Annotated in this window: 19 protein-coding genes and 3 pseudogenes; 10 read left to right on the forward strand and 12 right to left on the reverse strand. The window is 32.1% G+C overall.

Features of this window, described 5'->3' with window-relative positions; genetic code table 11:
- Positions 1 to 296: 296 nt before the first annotated feature.
- Positions 297 to 1,997 carry a dihydroxy-acid dehydratase gene (ilvD, locus tag ACP3TL_RS10440; protein WP_069816750.1) on the forward strand — a complete coding sequence of 567 codons (1,701 nt, stop codon included), beginning with the start codon at positions 297 to 299 and terminating at the stop codon, positions 1,995 to 1,997.
- A 394-nt stretch (positions 1,998 to 2,391) separates the two neighbouring features.
- Here the strand turns inward: ilvD and ACP3TL_RS10445 are convergent, their stop codons facing one another.
- A complete protein-coding gene (locus ACP3TL_RS10445; RefSeq protein ID WP_176722980.1) occupies positions 2,392 to 3,723 on the reverse strand; it encodes a sodium-dependent transporter in 1,332 nt (443 codons plus the stop codon).
- A gap of 297 nt (positions 3,724 to 4,020) precedes the next feature.
- On the opposite strand from ACP3TL_RS10445, the gene brnQ reads away from it, so the two are divergent.
- Together brnQ and ACP3TL_RS10455 are read left to right on the forward strand one after the other, a co-directional pair.
- Positions 4,021 to 5,325, forward strand: a complete 1,305-nt coding sequence (gene brnQ, locus ACP3TL_RS10450; protein ID WP_277575771.1) for a branched-chain amino acid transport system II carrier protein — start codon at positions 4,021 to 4,023, stop codon at positions 5,323 to 5,325.
- A gap of 128 nt (positions 5,326 to 5,453) precedes the next feature.
- A complete protein-coding gene (locus tag ACP3TL_RS10455; protein WP_069832191.1) occupies positions 5,454 to 5,825 on the forward strand; it encodes an iron chaperone in 372 nt (123 codons plus the stop codon).
- A gap of 181 nt (positions 5,826 to 6,006) precedes the next feature.
- Here the strand turns inward: ACP3TL_RS10455 and ACP3TL_RS10460 are convergent, their stop codons facing one another.
- Both ACP3TL_RS10460 and ACP3TL_RS10465 read right to left on the reverse strand, forming a co-directional pair.
- Positions 6,007 to 6,744: an alpha/beta hydrolase gene (locus ACP3TL_RS10460; protein WP_069832192.1), complete on the reverse strand. Its 738-nt coding sequence runs from the start codon at positions 6,742 to 6,744 to the stop codon at positions 6,007 to 6,009.
- 187 nt (positions 6,745 to 6,931) lie between these two features.
- Positions 6,932 to 7,465 carry a hypothetical protein gene (locus ACP3TL_RS10465; protein ID WP_069816739.1) on the reverse strand — a complete coding sequence of 178 codons (534 nt, stop codon included), beginning with the start codon at positions 7,463 to 7,465 and terminating at the stop codon, positions 6,932 to 6,934.
- A gap of 309 nt (positions 7,466 to 7,774) precedes the next feature.
- Here ACP3TL_RS10465 and ACP3TL_RS10470 point away from each other — a divergent pair, with 309 nt between their 5' ends.
- Positions 7,775 to 8,509 carry a poly-gamma-glutamate hydrolase family protein gene (locus ACP3TL_RS10470; RefSeq protein WP_069832193.1) on the forward strand — a complete coding sequence of 245 codons (735 nt, stop codon included), beginning with the start codon at positions 7,775 to 7,777 and terminating at the stop codon, positions 8,507 to 8,509.
- A gap of 96 nt (positions 8,510 to 8,605) precedes the next feature.
- On the opposite strand, the gene ACP3TL_RS10475 is transcribed toward ACP3TL_RS10470, so the two are convergent.
- Positions 8,606 to 9,820 carry a CynX/NimT family MFS transporter gene (locus ACP3TL_RS10475; RefSeq protein WP_069816735.1) on the reverse strand — a complete coding sequence of 405 codons (1,215 nt, stop codon included), beginning with the start codon at positions 9,818 to 9,820 and terminating at the stop codon, positions 8,606 to 8,608.
- 269 nt (positions 9,821 to 10,089) lie between these two features.
- On the opposite strand from ACP3TL_RS10475, the gene ACP3TL_RS10480 reads away from it, so the two are divergent.
- Both ACP3TL_RS10480 and isaB read left to right on the forward strand, forming a co-directional pair.
- Positions 10,090 to 10,683 (forward strand): histidine phosphatase family protein, encoded by a 594-nt coding sequence (locus ACP3TL_RS10480; RefSeq protein ID WP_069832194.1) that lies wholly within the window; start codon positions 10,090 to 10,092, stop codon positions 10,681 to 10,683.
- 352 nt (positions 10,684 to 11,035) lie between these two features.
- The gene (isaB, locus tag ACP3TL_RS10485) at positions 11,036 to 11,827 is read left to right on the forward strand and encodes an immunodominant staphylococcal antigen IsaB family protein (protein ID WP_069826229.1); all 792 of its coding nucleotides are present in this window, start codon (positions 11,036 to 11,038) and stop codon (positions 11,825 to 11,827) included.
- Positions 11,828 to 12,020: 193 nt separating this feature from the next.
- Here the strand turns inward: isaB and ACP3TL_RS10490 are convergent, their stop codons facing one another.
- From ACP3TL_RS10490 to ACP3TL_RS10500, 3 genes are all read right to left on the reverse strand, one after another.
- Positions 12,021 to 13,496: a Mur ligase family protein gene (locus tag ACP3TL_RS10490; RefSeq protein ID WP_069832196.1), complete on the reverse strand. Its 1,476-nt coding sequence runs from the start codon at positions 13,494 to 13,496 to the stop codon at positions 12,021 to 12,023.
- A gap of 147 nt (positions 13,497 to 13,643) precedes the next feature.
- A complete protein-coding gene (locus ACP3TL_RS10495) occupies positions 13,644 to 14,462 on the reverse strand; it encodes an anti-sigma factor (protein WP_069832197.1) in 819 nt (272 codons plus the stop codon).
- Positions 14,452 to 15,021 carry an RNA polymerase sigma factor gene (locus tag ACP3TL_RS10500; protein WP_069816724.1) on the reverse strand — a complete coding sequence of 190 codons (570 nt, stop codon included), beginning with the start codon at positions 15,019 to 15,021 and terminating at the stop codon, positions 14,452 to 14,454. The genes ACP3TL_RS10495 and ACP3TL_RS10500 overlap by 11 nt, the downstream gene beginning before the upstream one ends.
- A 339-nt stretch (positions 15,022 to 15,360) precedes the next feature.
- Between ACP3TL_RS10500 and ACP3TL_RS10505 the strand changes: the two genes are divergently transcribed.
- Entirely contained in the window at positions 15,361 to 15,609 is a 249-nt protein-coding gene (locus tag ACP3TL_RS10505) for a hypothetical protein (RefSeq protein ID WP_069832198.1), read from the forward strand.
- 436 nt (positions 15,610 to 16,045) lie between these two features.
- Here ACP3TL_RS10505 and ACP3TL_RS10510 read toward each other — a convergent pair.
- Positions 16,046 to 16,935: pseudogene (locus tag ACP3TL_RS10510) on the reverse strand (LysR family transcriptional regulator).
- Positions 16,936 to 17,049: 114 nt separating this feature from the next.
- Here ACP3TL_RS10510 and ACP3TL_RS10515 point away from each other — a divergent pair.
- Positions 17,050 to 18,212 (forward strand): annotated as a pseudogene (locus ACP3TL_RS10515) (MFS transporter).
- 117 nt (positions 18,213 to 18,329) lie between these two features.
- Here the strand turns inward: ACP3TL_RS10515 and cspD are convergent.
- The 4 genes from cspD to ACP3TL_RS10535 form a co-directional block, all read right to left on the reverse strand.
- A complete protein-coding gene (cspD, locus tag ACP3TL_RS10520; protein ID WP_002506017.1) occupies positions 18,330 to 18,530 on the reverse strand; it encodes a cold-shock protein CspD in 201 nt (66 codons plus the stop codon).
- Positions 18,531 to 19,126: 596 nt separating this feature from the next.
- Complete coding sequence (locus ACP3TL_RS10525) at positions 19,127 to 19,510, reverse strand: phosphate-starvation-inducible PsiE family protein (protein WP_256092389.1); 384 nt, start codon at positions 19,508 to 19,510, stop codon at positions 19,127 to 19,129.
- A 132-nt stretch (positions 19,511 to 19,642) separates the two neighbouring features.
- Complete coding sequence (locus ACP3TL_RS10530) at positions 19,643 to 19,843, reverse strand: hypothetical protein (protein ID WP_277579927.1); 201 nt, start codon at positions 19,841 to 19,843, stop codon at positions 19,643 to 19,645.
- A 34-nt stretch (positions 19,844 to 19,877) separates the two neighbouring features.
- Positions 19,878 to 20,072 carry a hypothetical protein gene (locus ACP3TL_RS10535; protein ID WP_069832200.1) on the reverse strand — a complete coding sequence of 65 codons (195 nt, stop codon included), beginning with the start codon at positions 20,070 to 20,072 and terminating at the stop codon, positions 19,878 to 19,880.
- Between the two features lie 687 nt (positions 20,073 to 20,759).
- On the opposite strand from ACP3TL_RS10535, the gene ACP3TL_RS10540 reads away from it, so the two are divergent.
- Positions 20,760 to 20,987 carry a hypothetical protein gene (locus tag ACP3TL_RS10540; RefSeq protein ID WP_069832201.1) on the forward strand — a complete coding sequence of 76 codons (228 nt, stop codon included), beginning with the start codon at positions 20,760 to 20,762 and terminating at the stop codon, positions 20,985 to 20,987.
- Positions 20,988 to 21,250: 263 nt separating this feature from the next.
- Positions 21,251 to 21,458, forward strand: a pseudogene (locus ACP3TL_RS10545) (halocin C8 precursor-like protein); the annotation flags it as partial.
- Positions 21,459 to 21,734 lie beyond the last annotated feature (276 nt).

The raw sequence follows: 21,734 nt of genomic DNA on the forward strand, positions 1-21,734 counted from the left end.
TGAAAATTTGTATAAATCATTTTAATATTGACATGAGGGAAATATACCGATACTGTGTATATTCAATACCATTTTTCAATTTACTTAGCATATATAGTATGTTTTTTTTAAAAAACGCTTTACGAATGGCTCAACAGCCCTATGTAGCAATGTGATTTTAAATTCATAACTATTTTACACTTCTATGCAGGTTACATTAAAAAACGGATTAAATATTTTTTAATGAACAAAACATTTGATTATTTTAAATTTTCAGAGTATTCATACAATACAGACTTATTAATGGAGGTAATTTTTTGACTAAAGAAACAGAACATACAGAAGAGAAAAAAGATTTGCGTATCCGCAGCAAAGTCATTAGTGAAGGTGTAAGTCGTACACCTAACCGTTCCTATCTACGTGCGCTTGGCTTTGAAGATGAAGATTTCAAAAAACCGATGATTGGTGTAGCAAGTACATGGAGTGAAGTAACACCATGTAACATGCACATTGATGGTTTAGCGCGTGCATCTAAACAAGGCATTAGTGAAGCTGGTGCCTCACCACTTATTTTCAACACCATTACTGTCTCTGACGGTATTTCCATGGGTACAGATGGCATGCGTTTCTCACTACCAAGTCGTGAAGTTATTGCTGATTCAATCGAATCTGTAGTAAGCGCCGAGAATTTAGATGGCGTTGTGGCAATTGGTGGCTGTGATAAGAATATGCCTGGTTGTATGATCGGCATTGCACGTCTTAACTTACCTGCTGTTTTCGTATTTGGTGGCACGATTATGCCTGGTAAATTAGATGGCAAAGATTTAGATGCCGTTTCAGCATTTGAAGGCGTAGGTCAATACAATAATGGAGAAATCGACAAAGAAGCATTACATAAAGTAGAATGTGCAGCATGTCCTGGCGCAGGCGCTTGTGGTGGTATGTTCACTGCAAATACTATGTCTTCAGCTATAGAAGCGATGGGCATGAGTTTACCTGGAAGTGCCTCTCATCCAGCTGTATCGACAAACAAAATGAAAGATAGTAGAGCTGCTGGAAAAGCAGTTTATAAATTATTAGAACAAGATATTTATCCTAAAGACATCATGACAAAAGAAGCGTTTGAAAATGCAATCACAGTCGTTATGGCCCTAGGTGGTTCTACAAATGCTATTTTACATTTATTAGCTATTGCACATACGATTGAAGTAGATCTGACACTTGACGATTTTGAAAAAATTCGTAAACGCGTACCACACATTGCTGACTTAAGACCAAGCGGTAAATACGTTATGGCACATCTTGATGAAGCAGGTGGTATTCCTGGAGTAATGAAATTACTTTATGACAATGGCTTAATCCATGGCGACTGCTTAACAGTAACTGGTAAAACTGTTGCCGAAAACTTAGAAAACGAACCTGGGTTAACTGATAATAAAGAAATTATTAACTTTGATAAGCCTAAACATGCAACGGGACCACTTGTTATCTTAAAAGGTAACCTTGCACCAGAAGGCGCAGTTGCTAAAATTTCAGGATTAAGTGTAACTTATATTAAAGGACCTGCACGTGTATTCGATTCTGAATCTAAAGCGACAAAAGCGATTCTTAATGACGATATTAAACCTGGCGACGTCGTAGTTATCCGTTATGCTGGCCCTAAAGGCGCACCTGGCATGCCTGAAATGTTATCCGCATCATCTATTTTAGTAGGTAAAGGATTAGGCGAATCTGTTGCTTTAGTTACAGATGGCCGCTTCTCAGGTGGTTCGCATGGTCTCGTAATCGGACATGCTGCTCCTGAATCAATGGTAGGTGGACCAATGGCCTTACTAGAAGAAAATGACACAGTTACAATCGATGCTGAAAATCTTGAAATAAGCTTTGATGTATCAGATGAAGAACTTGAACGTCGTAGTCAGCAATGGCAGGCGCCACCATCAAAAGCTACACGAGGCACACTCGCAAAATATGCTAAACTCGTGTCTTCTGCTTCTAAAGGCGCTATCACAGACTAATATATTAAAACGTTTCTATCCATTTTAACTAAAGCATTATCATAATGAACATTTATCCTGTTCTCTATGGTAATGCTTTTTATTTTCGGATATTTTTAAAAAAAGAATCGTGAAAAACACTTTTGCATGCGTTGTCGTTTTATTTTTCAAATTATTCACACTTACGAATAATTTGTTACTATTTAAGAAGTTATAAACAAAATTAAGCACAATTATATTAAAGTGAAGATAAAAAAACAAAGCGAGGTGAGTTATATGAGCTTTATCATTGATATCATCAAAAAAATTATCGGTTTATTCACTGGCAAATAATTTCTAAAATTGCTTTAAGGGCCTGATATTTAATTAAATATCAGGCCCTTATTGGTAGTGTTAACTGAGTCATATTAAATTTTTATATGAATTGCACTACAAAAATCAAAATAATTACTACAGGTAAAATAAATTTAATTAAGTAATACCAAGGTATAAATAATCTGAGTTTATCTTTACCAAAATGTGCTTTCAAATCATTTTTATCTAATAATTGACCAACAACTAGTGTTGTTCCTAATGCTCCCAGTGGCATTAATATATTCGAAACTAAAAAGTCCATATTATTAAAAATAGTACCTGCGGCAAATTGTATATGACCTAAACTTCCAAACGATAGTGTTGCTGGTATACTGATTGCGAACACTAATATACTTACATAAAATGCAACTGGCTTACGTTTTGCATTATCATTTTTTGTGAAGTTCGAAACGTTCAATTCTAATAGTGAAATTGAAGAAGTAAGTGCTGCAAATAAGAATAAGATTAAAAAGATTAGGTAAAATCCTTGTCCATATGCCATTTGATCAAATACTTTTGGTAATACTTTAAATAGTAACCCAGGCCCTTCTGTTGGGCTGTAGCCGAATGCTGAAATTGCAGGAAATATAGCTAAACCTGCCAAAATTGAAACCAGTATATTCATTGCTACAATAGAAATCGCCGAAGTCTTAATCGTCATCTCTTTTGAAGCATAACTCGCGTACGTAATCATGCCCGTCGTCCCTAATGATAATGTGAAGAAGGATTGTCCAAGTGCAAATAAGACACCCTCCATAGAAATTTCTTCTAGTCGTGGTTGTAAAATATATTTTAATCCTTCAAATGACCCTTCAAGTGTTAAAGATTTGATAACAATAACAATTAAAAAGATAAATAATAGTGGCATCATAAACTTAGAGGCTTTTTCTAAACCTTTTTCAACGCCCATCATCACAATAAACATCGTTAACAATATAAAGATGCCTTGCCCAGTAATCGTTAAGAAAGGATTACTAATAATAGATTCAAACTGTATATTGCCTAATTGACCACCATTAAGGGTTAATATTTGAAGCGCAACATTAAATATATAGATGATAATCCAACCGCCTATCACACTATAAAACCCAAATAGTATGAATACAGCTAAATTACCGTTCCATCCGATAACGTTCAGCCATTTTTTCTTTGTTAACTTTTCATAAATTACAGTTGTATAAGTCTTCCCCATCTTACCAACAGTAAATTCCATCATTAATAAGGGCAGTCCGACAACTATCGTAAATATTAAAAACATTAATAAAAATGCGCCCCCGCCATATATACCAGCCATATATGGAAATTTCCACATTGCTCCTAGTCCTATAGCAGATCCCGCACTTGCTAAAATGAAGCCCGTCGACGACTTCCATTGTGATTGTTTACTCATAATTTTACATCCTTTGTGTTTTAGAAAACTTCATTACGTTAAATCGTTTTAGTAACATAGCAATTACTATAACATTTTTCAGCAATTGTCTCAATATAAATTTCATTGAATAGTGCGCACTATGTACCCTAAGACAAAACATGAAAGCGTTCTGTTACATTGAACATTTTATGACGTTTATAAAACACAATACTTTTAATATTGAAAATTATCTGACATCTTATTGAATTAACAAGTAATATATGTTAAAGTTGCTTGTGTTTTGTGCAAGTAAATTTCCTTTAAATCGAGGTATTAGAAATGAACAGACTCATCTTAATTTCTGGTCTAATGTTATTCTCATTTTTCTTTGGAGCCGGAAATTTAATATTTCCACCTATGTTAGGTTATACAGCTCAAGAAAATATGTGGGTTTCTATGACTGGATTCGCTATAACAGGCATCTTATTGCCTTATCTTACAGTAATCGTCGTAGCTTATATGAATGGCGGCGTTGAAAGTATCGGGAACAAAGTCCACCCTATTTTCGGGACAATCTTTGCGATCTTCATTTATTTATCTATCGGGGCATTATATGGTATCCCACGTGCTGCAAATGTTGCGTACGAAATTGGAACAAATCATGTTTTACCAGTACATAACCATTTTACATTAATCGTATTTTCAGTCATATTTTTCCTAATTGTTTATTTTATCGCATTATATCCAAATCGTATTATAGATAATTTAGGTAAATATCTGACGCCAATTTTAATACTTATTATAGCTATTTTATGTATCCTAGTAATCATAAATCCAGAAGGTTCAATTGGCCAAGCAAGTGGTGATTATGCACAAACTCCACTCGTATCAGGTATTTTAGAGGGGTACTTTACAATGGATCTTGTGGCTGCGCTAGCCTTTTCTGTTGTGATTGTGCAAAGCTTCAAAATGAATGGCATCACCGATCAAAAAACACTTGTTAAAAACGTAATTAAAGCTGGTTTGATCTCTGCTATTTTATTATTAGTCATTTATTTTGCACTAGCTTATGTAGGTGCTACAACCACTCAAGCTGGCTTTAAAGATGGCACTGGCATCTTAACATTTAATTCGTTACGTGTATTCGGTTCATTCGGCAACCTGTTATTTGGGGTCATCGTTATATTGGCTTGCTTAACTACTTGTGTTGGATTAGTAAACGCATGTGCGGCCTTTGCGATGAAAAAATTACCGAAAATATCATATAAAATTTTCGTACTTATCTTTTCATTATTGGGCTTTTTAGTTTCAACGTTAGGTTTAGAACTGATATTACAAATTGCAGTACCGTTGTTAACGTTTATATATCCAACATCTATTGTATTGGTTCTTATTTCATTAGTAAGTATTTTCATTCCATTTGAAATGAAATTTGCATTTATCATTCCTACTATCGTGACTTTAATTATTTCGGTGTTACAGATACTCAATGATTTCAAATTATTCCAACCCCTGAATGCGTTATATCAAGTGTTACCACTCTCTGATATTCAATTAAGTTGGCTCATACCCTTTATAGTCTTACTTATTGTTGGATTAATAATAGATTTTTTCTTAAAAAATAAACCAGCAAAATCGTTATAAATTTGATTTCGTTGTCTAGACTTTCCTTATTTCACTGTATAATGGCTTGTCATGAGTAGTTTTGCTAAAATGGATATTAAACCAATAAATTTATTTTAGTTATATTTTTTAAGGGGACGGGATGTTACATGGATAATTTCAATGATTTTTTACAAACTATAGATAATGATAAACACAAAGAAACAATGACTGAGATATTCAAATGGATTTCGGAAACATTTCCAAATCTCGAAACAACCATAAAATGGAACCAGCCTATGTTCACAGATCACGGTACTTTTATTCTCGGCTTTAGTAAAGCAAAACAGCACTTTTCAATTGCACCTGAAGCGAAATGCATGACTGAATTTAGCGAACGTATCGATACCGCTGGTTACTCACAAACGAACAATTTATTTCGAATAAAATGGACTCAAGAGGTCGATTACACATTGTTAAAAGACATGATTCAATTCAACATCGATGATAAAGCTGATTGCTCTACATTTTGGAGAACTTAACATTTATTTCAATATGAAATAAATGTTAAAGAAAGCGAACATAAATCAAAATTTAATTTCGTTTTTCACTCTATATTCATAGTCAAAGATATAAAATAATGGTTTCTACTATATTTCAGTAGAAACCATTATTTTAATTATCAGGAAAGCTTATATCTCAAACATTTCTCATGCTTAAAAGTTAATAATCTTCGAAAAATGCAATCACATCTTGTTCTACTTCTATATGGCCTTCACCATAAGTCATTAAATGTTTGCATGGCGCATAACCTTGCACTTCTTTTTGTTCATGCGTAATATGATCATAGATATAGCGCGCACTCGTTTCATAAGCATCATCGTCTTGTTCACCATATTTGATAGTAATGGGAGCAGTGATTTGGGCTAATTTTGACATCACATCTTCAACTACGATTTGAAACTGATTAAGTCCTGCTCCATAACGCTCAATATTTTTAATTTGTTGCGCTACCTCCGATTGTTCTAAACCAACCAACTCTCCCATACGTTGACCATAATAGGTCAATCTACCTGAGAGACCAGCATCACTTTTTCTATATGGTGTAGACATAATAGCTATTGCATCTATAGGTTGATGCTCTGCCAATTTGAGTGATAATATACCACCTAATGAGATACCGCAGACACCAATACTTGAATACCCTTTATCCTGTAAAAATTGATAACCATCTAATACATCTTGCCACCAATCTTCAATATCATAGTCCATCAACGTGTCTAACATTAAACCATGACCTTTGTATGCGGGAACATAACATGTGAAACCCGCTTTATGTAATTTAGTAGCTAATAATTTTACATCTCTTACCGTACCCGTGAATGAATGTAATAATAATATAGCCCGTTTCGCTTCATTATTCTCCAAAAATATTGGGTTTGGTGCCTTAACATTTATCATCTTTTGTCACTCCAAAATTTAGATTCACCATTTATTGTAATTCAAATTCATAATGCGTACAAAGCATATAAACTATCACTCTTTTTAAAAATAAATATCCCCTTCAAAATCCAACACGCTTACGTGTTAATTTTGAAGGGGATATTTTAATGAATTATTAACATTTATAACTTCTCTTAGTTTTTAGTTATTCGTTCATGTTAAAGAATTGTAATTCATATATTGATTTTTCATCATACGCATTAAAAGTATCAATTTTACCGTTTAAATGTATTTCTTGTGTTTTTCTACTTACATTATGCTTGTAAGTTATCCTCACATTTAAATCAGATTCATAACCATTATTCTTAATTGTGCTTTCAATTTCTGAATAAACGTCTTTATTAATCGGTAACAAATAACCTTCTTTACTAGGTAAAATATTAACATATTTTGTTTGTAAGATGTCTTGATTACCAAGATAGATTTCGATTTTTATATTTTTAGCAGCACCGCCACCTAAGTTATATAATTTCAAAAAGTCTTGGTCTTCATCACTATCAATAGCAGTATTTCTTAAGTTTAATTCATCATGGTCTCTAGTAATCAGTATTTGATTAAAACCGAGCGCCGGTAAAAAACTGATTTTCATTTGGTACAGTTGCACACTGACTGAGATAAAGTAAAACAGTGCCATTATAAATGTACCAAGTGAGCCAATCGCCGAAATAATATTTATCATAATTGTAAACCCCCATTGTTCTATTTAAGAGGCAGGATTTGCATTGTAACATATTTTATACTCAAAAAAATAACGAGCCACCAAAAGGCAGCTCGTAACTAAGAGGAAGTCTGTTAACATGCCCAAGGGCATGTTACAGACCTGCCTCTAGTTATCATGCCCGAGGGCACGAACAATTATTGTACAATGAACTTTTACTTTTTACAACCCAACATATATTTTTAATTTTATAAATGTTTTATAGCATTTACAATTGTATGCTAATATTATATTTATAAAATATGATTTAATATCAATAGGAGTTGTCGTATGTATAGTTCTAATCAAAGAGTTACCTCATTTTTAAAAATCACCACATTTTCTACTGTATGTTTTTTTACTTTTTGCTTTTTTCTAACTTTATCTCCTAAAGCAGCTTATGCCGATGATTTATACACGTCAATGACTGAACTTATGGAGGACACTGAAGAAGGTAGCGACTGGGAGCTCAACTATAACAACAACCAAAGCAACGCACTTATTGCAGCAATACATGGCGGTAATATCGAACCTGGAACTACTGAAGTAGCAAAACTAACTGCTACTAAAGGGGCTTATAATTACTATAGCTTCCAAGGCATTCGTTCAACAAACAACGCAAATTTACATGTAACTTCAGTTAACTTTGATGAACCTATAATAGAAGATATGCAACAACAAGTATCAAATTCTGTCATGATTCATGGTGCAAATGGCGAAGCGCCTATCGTTTATATTGGTGGCAAAGATGATGCTTTAAAAGCGTCTATTGAAGAACAATTAGAGCTTAAAGAATTTGATGTACAAACATCAACTAGTCATTTAGAAGGTGAAGCTGATGAAAATATTGCCAATAAAAATAATCAAGGTGCAGGTGTACAGTTAGAATTAACGACTGGACTACGACAATCCTTCTTTAACAACCAAGATCTAACCATGAATTCTAGGCAAGATCAAAGTAATTGGAGCTTTGCAATGTATGACTTTGCTCAAGCAATACAAACAGCAATACATGAGCACGAATAATTTTTATTAAAAATAATACTTTAAGCTAACATAAAAACGCAGTCGCTTTTTTAACTCAAACGACTGCGTTTTTTATCATTTATTTCCCGAATTTTATTACGTCTCATCTTCAACCACTTTATTTTTAGCAGCTGGATAGCCAAAAATAAAGATTAAAATCGACATAATGATTAATGCAACAATACCTGAATTCCAACTTCCAGTCGCATCATACAGATAACCAATTAGGAATGGTCCAATTGCAGCAATTAAATAACCGACAGATTGTCCAAACCCTGAGAGTGATATACTCCCCTCACTTGTGTGCGCACGAATCGAGAAGAATGTCATACACAAACTGAAACATGCGCCCATCGCTAAACCTGCAATCACAATACCGATGATTAGCAACACGAGCGATTGTGTAAAGAACAGACTAAATCCGATTAAGAATAATACTGTAATAATCACGACTAAAATGCGTTGGTCTTTCAACTTAGAAGCAACAATCGGAAATATAAAAGTCATAGGAACTTGAGAGAATTGATTTAACATTAATAGATAGCCTGCTGTGGTTGGTTCTAACCCTCTATCTATGAGAATTGAAGGCACCCATGCCACCATCGTATAGAACACCATCGACTGAAATCCCATCGTCAATGCGACCATCCACGCTAATTTAGACTTTACAACATTCACTTTTTTAGAAGGCTCTAGTTTCGATTGGTCCACTGTCTCTTGCTCCAATTTGGCGCCAGTGCGCGCTTTGGGTATCCACAGTAATAAAGCAATGACACCAAAGATAATCCAAAATGATAAGGACAATCTGAATCCTATAGGTGACATTTCAGATAAGGGGAAGCTTAGTCCCCCACCTAAACCCGCCGTGAAATTCATCGTTCCGCTATAAATACCTGTTGCTAATCCAATTTGCATTGGAAAATACCATTTAACATAACTTGGCAAGACGACATTTCCAAATGCAATCGCAATACCCAACAATAACGTTCCTATAATAAACAGATTAAAATCACCAGCGATACGTAAAAGCAGCGCAATAATCAATAATATCGTAGAATAAAATATCGTGCGCGACATCGTTAAGCGTGACGTAACTTTAGATACGAGTGGCGATACAATCGCAAAGATAATCAGTGGTATCGTAGTCAAAATACCCGCTACACTATTACCAATTTCCATCACCTGTTTAATCTCTTCTACTACAGGACCTACAGAAGTAAGTGGTGCTCTTAAGGTAGAAGCAATAAAAACAATAGCTATAATGACGCCCCAATGCTCATTAATTCTGTGTGTACGATAAAGTTCAGACATCTTATACCACCTTTCTACAATAAATTAATTTTAAAGTTTTATATATTCCATATCATTCAATTTACCTAATTAATAAAAAATATTATAGTGACCTATTTATACTATAGCTAATTACGTTACTACAATACTGAGTAAATTTAAAGATGCTAAATTTTTAATTGCAAAACTACTTTTGTAAAATTGATAGATACATGAGAAACTAATCTATAAGATACATGGAGTAATGATATGATTTTAAATTAAAAAAACTACTATAAAGGTTGATATCAATGACGGAAATTTGTTTTATCAGACACGGAGAAACAGATTGGAATACAGCAGGGATATTACAAGGTCGTACAGACGTACCTTTAAACCATACAGGCATTAAACAAGCAGAAGCATGCAGCCAATTTCTAAATCATTCAGAATGGGATATTATCATCTCGAGCCCATTAGCGAGAGCAAAAAAGACAGCTGAAATTATTCAGCAACAACTTACTATACCTTTAATAGAAATGGAGGCATTTATTGAAATTTCATTCGGTGATGCTGAGGGATTATCAACAGAAGAACGTACAGCGTTATATCCCGATCGACTTTACCCAAACAAAGAACAAGCACATCTCGTAACAAATCGCTTTCTTAATGGGATAAACTCACTTATAGAGCAATACAAAGATCAAAAAATCCTAATTGTTTCTCATGGCGCATTTATTAAAGCAGTATTTTCTTACTATTCTAATGGAGAAATTAGCACTGATTCGCCGAGATTGTCTAATGGCAGTCTAAGTACACTTAAACTAACGAACGAGCAAGCCACAATTTTAAATTATAATGAAGCGGCACACTTACCATCGCATTCTTCACTAGGGAAAAAGTAACGGTCATTTTATAATTATTATGAATGATGTAGCTTGAAAATGAATTTTATATCTTTAACGGTTAATTATAACTTTTTGTTATGATTAACCGTTTTTTTGTTATACAGCTCTATGACAATACTTTAGAGCAGTAAGTAGATTGAATAAATAGAGCGTTTTAAAAATAATCAGAAGAAACTTTGTAAAATGTGAACTCTATCTAAAAAGAAAACGTATATTTATTGAGTGAAATTAAAAAAGGGGGCTAGTTGTGTAAGCTTATTTGGGATTTAATTTGGTAGATAAAATCTCATAAGAATTAAGGTTAGACAACATGAATTACTTTAAAATTTTAAAATAGGGGTGAAGCATTATGAATAAAAAATTATTAGTATTATCATCAACAGTCGCAGCTACAGGATTTTTAGTAGGAGCAGGAAATGGCGTAATTGGAAATAACACTGCACATGCAGATACAATGAATCCTCAAGAAAATAACATGAACAACAATATGCAACAACAAGCCATGCCAATGGAAAACGATATGGCTATGGATCAAGACATGAACAACATGCAAGGCAATATGAATCACAACGATATGGCTATGGATCAAGGCATGAACGACATGCAAGGTAATATGAATCACAACGATATGGCTATGGATCAAGGCATGAACGACATGCAAGGCAATATGAATCACAACGATATGGCCATGGATCAAGGCATGAACGACATGCAAGGTAATATGATGAAGGGTAACATGGAAGAAGCTATGATGCCATATTATAATTACACAGGCTACACAACATATGATGGCCATTTTACTCAAGATTATGATTTTGTAAGAGCATTAAAATACGATAATGTAATGATTGACGGATACAAAGTTAACACTGCAACAAACGATAAAGATGTAGCTACAAGCAAAAAAGTGAATGACACAATGGTTGATATGAATAAAGATGGTCAAGTCGTTAATATCACTTTTGATACTAAAGCAGATACAGTAAGCAAAGCAATGTTCAAAAAAGCACATATGTCTAACCACATGTCTGACGAAGGACAAACAGAAAACGGCTCATATATAACTTATGAAACAAATCATGGTATGTATACAGCACACTTCGACGAACAAGGCTTTTTAATGAAAGTGATGATAAGTTAATAAGCAATAACAAAAAGGACCTGATTATAGGTCCTTTTTTGTGCTTTATATAATAAATTATAATGTGGTTATATTAATAATTACGAAATGATGGCAGTTTATAGGACCGACTCCAATGGAAAAAGCACTCACCAAAGACTACAAGGTGGGGCTGTGCCCATGGGAAGCGTACGCAACAACACAGCCAATTTAGTTAAATAACATCCATTTGTAGTATTTCCTCTATATATGATTGATCATCATGTTCATACTTACTCCCTTTAAAGTTCTGTGGTTCATTAATGCCAGTAAGTAGGATGACCTCATTATTGCTATCTGTGGCATATAGCAGCTCTCGTATACCTTCTTTTCTCGAACATCCATTTAAAACAACACGCTTTTTATAACAATCAGGTAAATGTTGATTCATAAATTTGATGATAAGTTTAGGATCTACATACCCTACTTGCTCTGCAGCCAACATCAACTTATGCACCCCATCAGGAAGCTCATCGACAGTCAAAGCAATTTTATCAAAACCTCTTAAGCCTATACCAGTAATCATCGTATTTAATTTTTTACCTATACTGTCTGTATAGTCTAAAGCATTGTTTACTGATTCTCTAACTGCTAAAGCTGTATGCGCAAAATCTAAAATAATCGTATATGCACCTATATTAATAATTTGAAAACGATGTAAAGGTGAACCAATTACATGAGCTGCTTGAATAATGTCTTCGATATCAAAACCTATTTTATGCAATGCAAACATACTCGTCGCTAAATTAATGTAGTTATGGCCGCCCTGAAAAGTAGGATGAACACGATACTTCACTCCATCGATGACAATATCAATATGATTATTTTTCGCATGATATTGATAATATGTTTCTTCTTGATTTGAAAAATATAAATCATCTTTTGCTATGGTTCTATATTCAAGCGTGTCCCAATTCACTAAATTCGCCTTACTTAAATCATTCAATTTTAACTTAGCATTTAAATATTTTTCCATTGTGCCATGATATTCAAGATGTTCCGGACTAAAGTTAGTAAATACTGCTAACTCATTTTGAATGAAGTCTATGCGCCTTTGTTCTAAAGCAATAGAGGTTGCTTCATAAACAATATAATCATAATTTTCACGATAAAAATAATCTATGATTTCTCCCATTTCAAAATACATCGGCGTCATTTGCGTCGTATGGTTAAATTTCATTTTGTTATAATGACTATCGAACACGCCCATCGTACCAATGATAGCTACTTTTTTACCTAACTGTGTTAATAAATTCCCAATCATATGACAGGTTGTTGTTTTACCGTTTGTGCCCGTCACTGCAATAAAATTTAAAGCGTCAATGGCGCCTCCATAGTATAACTTCACTAATTGATTAGCCACTTCAGGAAAATCATTGATATAAATAACGGGCATATTAAATTCGAAATCTTTAAATGTAGACGGAGACGCATCTGTAATCATTATCAATGGTTTCATTTCATTTGCACGTTCCGCATAATAAACCGTATTGTCCGAACGCTTCAACATAAATATTGTGTCTTGCTGAATATCTTGATACATTGACGTAATTTTTTTACAGGTCTTATCTGTCTTCACTTTTACGCTTAATGAACGCTTAACTATATTTTCTCCAATTGTTAATAATATGTCTTCAAAAGTTATTTTCATTATATTCACCCAACATTTATCGTTTATTTTATAATACTTAAATATGCATATTAAAAAAGTAATTATAAAGTATACGTATAAATCAAAGAAAAGGATCACATTAATTTGTGATCCTTTCAAAATCATTTTTTCTAAATTAAAACCTAGTTAAATTTCATTACTAGACATAATCATTTGTCCTTTAGGTTGCTTATTATTAGGTGATGGTTCTAGTGTAATTGCTATTTTATCTTCTTTATCAACATCTACATTACTTAAGTCAAAAACAACCATACCTTTATCATTCGCACTCGCAAACGTGCCTGCAGGGTGTGCTTGCTCGTCTTTTAATATCCACACTTGATAAACTTCATTACCTTTTGTTGCTTCAATATCATTGGCTTCAACCATTAATTTTCTATTTTTTGTACTACTAGAGTCAGACAGATAGGCTTGCCCTTGCACTTCGTCCCCAGACATGGACTTTAAGTTTATTGCTTTCGCATCATTCGTATTAATCATAGAAGCTGATTGGTTTTGAGATGCCTTATATCCAAAGTATTGCACGCCATTCCCTATAATAGATAAGAACAATAGCGCTACTATAACGCCTATCGATACACGCTTGGTAATAACACTTTTAGATTTTTTCTTTTTGTGTTTTGAAATATGCGCTATTTGTTGATTTTCATGATTGTTATTTGCACTTGTTGTATCAAGTTCATCTTCTTGTTGTTCTTTTTCTGCTTCTTCGTTTGAATTGTTTTCTTCATCTAGCACTGACGTTAAAATTCTTTTCTTCATACCTGTTGGCGGTTCAATTTCTTTATTACTATAAGGAAGTGAATGGTGAAGAACGTTTAGGTCTTCTAAAGTCTCATGGCTTTCAGATGACAATTCTAATTCTTGTTCAACTTGCTCTTTTTCACTTTCGCTCAGATTGTCATTGAAATAATCATATAGCTTATCAACTTTATTATCTTTCATTTTCTCCACGCTCCCTTCTTAAATGTTTTTTGGAGTAATCGTTCAAATGCTTAATTGACAGCCTCATTCTACTCTTAACAGTGCCCAGTGGAGTTTGTAGTTTATCAGCAATTTCTTGCTGACTCAAACCTTTATAATAAAACAAATAAATAATCTTTTGTTGGTCTTTATTTAAAAGTGAAATCATTTTTTTAATTTCTTCAGACACTTCCTTATCCAATAAGTCATATTCTGGTAGATGATCATTTTGTATTCCTTGAAAATCCTCATCAAACTCATTTTCAATATGTTTATTCTTTCTTAACATATCAATAGATTTATTACGGCATAACGTAATAAGCCAAGTCGACATTTTCCCTTTATTTGGTTTGAATATAGCTTTTTGATTCCAAATTTTCATGAAAACATCTTGCAAAACTTCTTCACTAGATTGAACATCTTTTGTGATTTTGTAAGCCAAATTAAATAACAATGACTCATATCGATCATATAGGATTTCTAAACTCTCGCTGTCCTTTTTATCGATTATTGATCTATAAAGATCATTTTCATCTATCATGCCGTCCCCTCCTTAGTTTAAATTCAGTATCTAGAAATACCTATCCTATATGTATATTTACATATGTATTCAATAAACATACGAAAGTTATTCGTTAAAAGTTTAACTTTCAAGAATCTTTTTATAATATCGCTAAATAATTAGAGTTATTTCCTTTTCCCCTTTTATTTTTAACCTATTATTCACATTACCACTAATAGCTCAAGCATTTCATTACAAAAGTGGTTGTACACTTGTTAGTTAACTGACAAGTGTAATAATACTATAAGTCTTCGTACTAGATTGTCTATAAATAGGTGTTACACTGGACGTAAATCATAACCTACTGGAGGGATTTTGATGAGTATCATTCTTACACTAATCGTAGGTGCTATTGTAGGCATCAGTTTATCGCTTTGGTTAACGAGTAACTCAATTCCCACTGTTATTGTCAGTCTGATTTCAGGTGTTTTAGGCGCATTTATAGGCACATCTTTATTAATAGCACCAAGTATGTATTTCTTAATCACAGCATTTATAGGCGCATTTACGCTTACATTGCTTGTTCTATTCATCATTAATACAAGCATCGATGTTGTAAGAAACTAAGTTAAGTTCTAACTACAAGTCGATATTAAACTGCAAAAAACATTCCTTGTAATATAAATTTTCAAAAGGAATGTTTACATATAACTCATCTTAAGTTATTCATGATAGTAAGTGCTTTTCAGTTTTTGAAATGACTTATAGCTTCAAATAGCAAACTAGTGTATCTTGTTTTAATCATTTTTCGAAACATGCTTACCATCACAGTAGCCCTCTATATTATAATGAGTGATCAAGTTGAAAAATGTGTATATGATGTATATCAATTACTTCATTTTTAAAAATTCCACACTTTTTATTTTCCTCTTTCAAACTTCTTTTTACCATGATTCTTGGTGTAGATGAATTTCAATTTTTATCATATAATCTTCTTCAAAATCATATTCACTATATATATGCGTCAATTAAACGAAAAATAATTTGGTTCAAATCCTAATAGTTACTGACAAATTTCCGTCGCTTTTTCTAAAAAAAGTTGTGCTGCCTTAGAAAAAGTATGGTCTTTGCGCCATACCATATTATGTTTTGCTATTAATTTCGGTTTTAGTGGTACAAAGCTAAGTTTGTTTTCAATAGAAGTATTGATAATACTATCCAAAGTGATGACATACCCTATGCCAGCTTTGACCATTAATCCAGCGTTATATGCTAAATTGAAAGTACCTACAATATTCAGTGCTTCAAAACTACTACCAAACCAATCTGCAAATTCATTTTTAGAAATTGTTGTATCTAAAACTTGTCTGGAACAAATTAATGGTTGCGTTAATAAATCATCCTTAGTTACAAAATTTTGCTGTGCTAAGGTACTATCACTTTTAGCTACCACCCCCAATGATCTGAAGATGGTAAATTTAATGCTTTATACTTATTTAAGTTTGCTGGTTGAATAAATATCCCAAAATCCAACAATCCTTTATCTAACCGACTCTCAATATCTTCTGCATTACCACTATATATATGAAAATGAATATTAGGATACATTGATTGAATATTTTTAAAAACATTAGCTATTACTTGCATCCCCTTAGTTTCACCACATCCTATATAGACATTACCTTCAATATTTTTATCTATAAATTTAAATTCATCCTGAATTTGGTGAGACATTTCTAATAATTCTTCAGCTCTCTTTTTTAGTAACAGCCCTTCATCTGTAATATAGATACTGTGGTTGCTTCTTTTAAAAAGTTTGACACCTAGTTCACTTTCCAAATCTTTAATTTGTCTAGATAAAGTTGGTTGCGTAATATGCACTGTGTTAGCAGCACGTGTTATACTCTCTTCTTTTGCAATCGTGACAAAATAATATAGGGTTTTTAATTCCATTACATTTCTCCTCATTATGCATTTTAAACATATCTAATAATTACAATTAAGTATTTGTTATAACTACTTATACCCTTTACACTTTTATTATAAAAGTTTTGTAGGAGGTACATAGTGAAAAACAATAAATTAATTATACTCATTTTAACTATTGGTGTTTTTGGTATCTTAAATACTGAGATGGGTTTCATCGGATTAATACCTCAAATTGCTGAACGTTTTGGTGTTAGCACTTCAACTGCAGGTTGGCTCGTCTCCATTTTTGCTATTGGCATAGCAATATCAGGTCCAATTATGCCTTTATTATTATCTAAATTGGAAAGAAAAAAAGTAATGATTATTGTGCTTTTAATTTTTATAATTAGTAATATCATTTCAGTATTCACTACAAGTTTTACTATTTTATTAATTGCTAGGGTAATTCCAGCCATTTTCCACCCAGTATATATTGCCTTAACTTTTTCAGTCGCGTCTGATTCGGTCAATTCTAAAGATGCACCTAAGGCTGTATCTCGCGTATTTATTGGTGTTTCTGCAGGCATGGTTGTAGGTGTACCTATCGTTAATTTCTTAGCAACTCAATTCAACTTGTCTATCGCTTTATCATTTTTTGCACTGGTTAATATAATCGTTTTGATTTTAACATTAATCTTTATACCTAAAATGCCAACAAAAAAATCTGTGACTTACGGCACGCAACTTAGTGTATTAAAACGTCCTTTAACATGGATGTCCATCATTATTTCTATACTATTTAATGCTGCTATATTTGGTGTTTACAGTTACTTAACCGATTACTTAAATATTGTGACAGAAGCGCCTAGTCACTATGTATCCATAATTTTATTCCTATATGGTATATCCAACATTTTAGGAAATATTATTGCGGGAAAACTATTAACTTCTATTCCACAAACAGCAATTTTTCTACTACCGTTTGCGTTAATTATTATATATATATCAATGTTTGGCTTAGGCTCTTTCCTTATCCCAATGGCTATCATTTCAATATTTTGGGGTACATTAGCTGGAATTTCTGCAAATATCACACAATACGTAATTACTTCATCTGCTCCTGATGCACAGATCTTTCCAATGGTATATTTTTATCAGCTGTAAATTCAGGAACCACGATAGGTACATTTATTGGTGGTATATTTATCACTACACTAGGATCTAATTATGTCATTATGGTTGGTATCTTAGCCTGTGTCATTAATATCTTGTTTATCTTAATTAGAAATAAAAGTTTTAAAAAGCAAGACAATATTTCATAATAAAATCCCTTAATCTAGATAGATTAAGGGATTTTATGTTGATACTTTCATTATTCATTTTGAAATTTAAATTTAGGCATAAAAAAAAGACGAGTTATACTCGTCTTTTAGCCGTTATTATAATTTAACAACGTTAGCTGCTTGAGGACCGCGGTCGCCTTCAACGATTTCGAATTCAACAGCTTGGCCTTCTTCTAATGATTTGTAGCCTTCTTGAGTGATTGCTGAGAAGTGTACGAATACGTCGTTTCCACCTTCAACCTCGATGAAACCAAAACCTTTTTCTGCATTAAACCATTTAACTGTACCGTTATTCATATTAAATTCCTCCATGTGCTTTTGCACTAATATTTGTAATCTGTCTTAAAAAATCAAAAGGAGTAAATTCAAAAGAATAAAACTACAAATCAATTTCACGAACTAAATTACTTAATACCTATTATAACGAGTTATACTCATTTTGTACACCCCTATTTCTAATTTAATTTTAATTTTTAATCTTTGATACGAATATATTGTGTTGCTCGACTCATTTTATTTTCAATTAAACCTGCGTACACTATGCCTCTCATTAATATGATCACTCATCACATCGCTGTTTAGAAAATTGATTCACTACAAAAAACAATGAAGACACGCTATTAAGTGTGCTCCATTGTTTCAAATGACTCTATTTTCAGGCTTTATTATACTCTTTTACGTAATTGGTCCATTATTTTACTAACATATTTTGAATAATCTTTTCCAGTTTTCTTTTTAAGTTTATCACTTATTTTATACAAGCCTTGCTCTAATTTACCGTTTTTTACGTATTTACTTAACGTACTTTTTACCTTCTTTATCAATTATAAAACTCCCTTTTGGCATTCTAAATGCATATTAGTATTTCAGTCACAAAATCTGCGTCTTAATTTTTAATCTAATGAATAGCGTTTCAATAAGTGTAAGCAAAATATTAATACACCAATTGTCACTGCAAGAAGCAATGTTTCAATTGCATTATAATGCTCTACAATAATAAATCGAATCACTGCCGTAATTCCTACGTAAATAAAAAATTGTAATGAGAAATGATAATTCTTTCTGAAATATTGTATGATTAAAAGTATGAATTCGATATGCATGAAAGCAATCAACATTTTCTCTACGACATAATTATACTTCACCGTTTTATTTTCTATAAAGGTATAAATCATACCCCAACATTCTTGAAATAAAAATACGACTAATATAACTCCTAATATTGCAATACAGAGGTTTAAACAAAAATAAAGTGCTTTAGTGAAATAATCTATCACTTTGTTCAATATTAATAAATCTCCTTAACTTGAGAATGTCCTCATACAAACACTTGTATGAGGACGTCTATTTTAACATTTATATCTTAAAATACATCATATAAAACCTTATAAATAAAATTTATAATTCGGCTAAGCAACCATAAATGTACCCACTAACAATATTACCGAAATAATCATTGTCCAACTCAATATTGGTGCTACTTTATCAATCATTTTTTTATATTCTTTATCTGGCACATTATTTTTCTTTAAATGCCAGCACTTTGTTAATAAATACAATACTTCTAGTAAATTAACGAGCAAGACTATAATTAAGATTGTGATAATCATAGATATATCTCCCTTTTTATAATTATATGTAAGCTTAATTATTGTGTTTTTTTCTTATGTTCATAGCTTTATAAACGAGGTAACCTGCATTTAGAATGGTGATTATTACTAATATAATTAATAATGGCATATTTAATGAAGATGAACCGAAAGCTATGATTAATACAAGAAAGATATTTATAAAACTAGAAATCATAAAACCCGTGTCTAAGTCATTTTCTTTCTTCATCAATACATCTCCTTGGTGTTTAATTCTTTTAACAATACACTAACATAAAATTTTTTTGCCATGTATATTTTATTGATAATATATTTAAAAGCAATACAAAATGGATTATACTTATATTGTTGATTAAGTGATAAGGAGATACTATTTTGAAATCACATTTTTAGTTGCAACTTTTATATTAGTGGTCGCAAATTATTTAGTTGTTAGGAAAAAATACTCTACTGGCGAGTAATAAAATAAGAATACATAAAATAAAAAAAGGATTGATACAATTATGAAATTCATAAATTTTACTGCAATGACAGAAAAAGGATTAAATAAAAAGGTGAATGAATTTTTAACAGAAAATCCATATATTGAGATTATTAAATTCGATTATCAAATAGGTTTATAGCGGCTTTGGTGTCGGCATACTTTACAGTGAAACGAAAGTTTCTAATTTATAAAAATTATCAGAAATTAAAATGAGCAATGCATTGTATATTCAGCACAATTAACATTTTGATTATCCTATCCATACTAGATTTCACCAATATAGGTGGATCATAAGCTTTAATCGTATTAGCAATTGTATTTGTTTGTAATACGATATTATTACTAAGCGCTAACAGTAAACATGTTAAGAAAGATGGCACTACTATAGAAAATTATGAGAAATAATAGTAGCAATTACACAGGAGGAATTTCATGAAATATAGCGATTCTCAATCAAATACTAAGGATGTTAGGACGATATTTTCAAAACCTTTTCCGGTACCTTTAATTTTCATTGTATTTGCAATATACACTATAATAACTAAAGATAATACAGCTTATATAGTTACATCTATAATCGCATTAATATTTTTCACATCATTGTTAACGTTAGATATTAATGCCTACATGAATTATAAAAAAACGAAACAAGCAGAATAAACAAAATGGAAGATATGTATGAATTTTGGTAAATATAAATTTGATTATAATTATTTGCTTATATCTATACCACTTTTAGTAGTATCACTATTTACACCATCAGTATTTGTTGCCTTTCTTGTATGTATATTTTTTGGATTTGAGAAAAAGAATAGAAATACTTAATGTTGCTATTTTAGTTGATGAAGACAAACCGGGTACTATAGTTAATACAAGAAAAACATTTATAAAACATAACGGTAACCACTTCATTAATTTACAAGGAAATTGAAACTGACTCTTATAAAAATTTACCTCACAAAGAACGAGGTTGGTGTGAATGGGCAGTAGGATCACTTTGTGGAACTGGTGGTGCTGGAGGTTGTTGGGCAGTTGCTGTTGCTTTAGGTATTACCCTTTGGCATGGCAACAATATGTGGCTTAATTACTTCATTGGGGTGTATAGGCGCGACAAACTATATTTGTAGATGAAAGAAATGAGGTTTTACTATGACGATGTTTATCATAATATTCCTATTTGTATACTCTATAGTCATAACGTTAATGTATTTTAAAAATCAAAAATAATTAAAACACTTTTACTTTGAAAGGGCGACTCTAATAACAGTCGCCCTTTTGTTGCTTTTGGAATTATCTAAATCAAGAAATCTCTTTTTTCTTTAATGCTAAATATGCACCAAGACAAGCGAGAACTATGCCCACAATTAGGTTTAAACTGATTTATGTCTCTCGCTTAATAGTGATCAA

Source organism: Staphylococcus caseorum (genome assembly GCF_049943195.1).
Classification (GTDB): Bacteria; Bacillota; Bacilli; order Staphylococcales; family Staphylococcaceae; genus Staphylococcus; species Staphylococcus equorum_A.